Source organism: Methylobacterium trifolii (assembly GCF_022179685.1).
Classification (GTDB): Bacteria; Pseudomonadota; Alphaproteobacteria; order Rhizobiales; family Beijerinckiaceae; genus Methylobacterium; species Methylobacterium trifolii.
The window spans coordinates 1-1655 of record NZ_BPRB01000289.1; the positions used below are offsets into that span (position 1 = coordinate 1).

Genomic DNA, 1655 nt, shown 5'->3' on the forward strand with positions numbered 1-1655 from the left:
CGGAGGTTTTGGGCATCGTGAGAAAAATTCAGCGGGTGATGGGCGGGGGCGGGGCGGCGGGCTCCGCCTTGGCCTCCGTGACCGTCACCGGGCCGCCGGCGACCAGCGCCACGTAGACCTCGATGCGCTGGCGCAGGTTCTGGGGGGTCTCCGGGTCGGCGTTGAGCTGGTCGAACCAGCGCCCGGCCTCCTCGTACTGCCCGGCCTTCAGGGCGTTGAGCCCGAGCATCTCGCGGGCGGTGTGGCGGAAGGGCGTGCCGGCGGCCAGACTCTGGAGGCTGGCCAGCGCCGGTGCCGGCTCCGGCAGGTCGAGGCGCAGCAGCGCGGCGCGCAGGCGGGCGAGGTCGCGCAGGCCGTCGCCCAAGGCCGTATCGCCGGAGAGCTTTTCGAATTCGGCCGCCCCGGCGGCCGGGTCGCGCTTGGCGGTCTCGGCGGCCGAGCGGAACTGCGCCAGCAGCCGGTAGCCGGCCGGCCCCTGCGCCTCGATCGCCTCGTAGGCCTTGTCGGCCTCAGCCGACTTGCCGTCGCGGGCCAGGCGGTTGGCCGTGTCGAAGCGCTCGGAGGCCGTCTCCGCGGCGGCGCGCTGCGCGGACTGCCAGTAGCGCCAGCCACCGACGCCGCCCACGACCAGGATCGCCAGGGCGATGAACACGCCGCTGTAGCGCCGCCAGATCTCGGCGACCTTGTCCCGGCGATAGTCCTCGTTGACCTCGCGGATGAACTCGTTGTTCTCAGCCATCGTATCCCGGTCCGGCCGCGCGGGCCGGGCCACCTCGCGCCCCATCGAGCCCCGCGCCTAGCACAGGGCCGAAGGCTTGGCGACCGGGCTGAGCGCCGGCCTGCCCGTCGTCACGGCATCGGCCCGGAGGGCGGATGCCGGTTTTCGCCGGAAGCCGATGCTCTAGCCCCGGCCCGGCCACACGGACACGCCGATCAGCAGGGGATGCAGGTATCGTGCGAAGAGGAACCAGACCACGAGGCCGAGGACGAGGGCGATGAGGTCGTTGCGCCGGCCCGCGGGCGCCGCGGCGCCCCCGTGCTGGGCGGCGACGGCCCCGGCCGGAAGCGCCCGGCGCTTGGCGCTGATCCGGGCCGCCACGGCCCAGGCGAGGAAGCCGCCGAAGAGCAGCATCGAGCCGAGGTCGCCGTTGGCCAGCAGGTGGGCGGTGGCCCAGATCTTCACCGCGAGCAGCATCGGGTGCTTGGTCCTGGCCCGGATGCGGCCGGGCAGGTAGGCGGCCGCCAGCAGGACGAAGACCGGCAGCATCAGCAGCAGGGCGAGGTGGCGCGTCCAGACCGGCGGGTCCCAGACCGGGATGTAGCCGGCGGCGCGGTACTGGTGGAAGCCGACGCCGATCAGCACGAGGCCGAGGGCCGAGAGCAGGGTGTAGCCGAGCTTGAACCGGTTCTCGCCGACCTGCCCGATCACCTCCGCACGCTTGGCGCGCGCGATGGAGAAGGCATGGATGCCGAGGAACAGGACGAGGCCGAGGATCAGGATCAGCATGGACGGCTTTCGTGCCTGTGGAGCGGCGCCTCGCCCGGCAGGGCCGGGAAAGCACTCTGTAACGGTTCTCAACAGAATCTCGCCCTGTTTGTCCAGGCGCGGCATCGGACGACCGGCGGGTGCGTCCGGGCCGCGCCTGGACAAACAG

General features: G+C 72.6%; 2 protein-coding genes. Both read right to left on the reverse strand.

Annotated elements, in window-relative coordinates; translation table 11 throughout:
• Positions 1-28: 28 nt before the first annotated feature.
• Positions 29-739, reverse strand: a complete 711-nt coding sequence (locus COGEMETH_RS22135) for a tetratricopeptide repeat protein (RefSeq protein WP_238184857.1) — start codon at positions 737-739, stop codon at positions 29-31.
• Positions 740-901: 162 nt separating this feature from the next.
• Positions 902-1507: an NnrU family protein gene (locus tag COGEMETH_RS22140; protein ID WP_238184858.1), complete on the reverse strand. Its 606-nt coding sequence runs from the start codon at positions 1505-1507 to the stop codon at positions 902-904.
• Between the last annotated feature and the right edge of the window lie 148 nt (positions 1508-1655).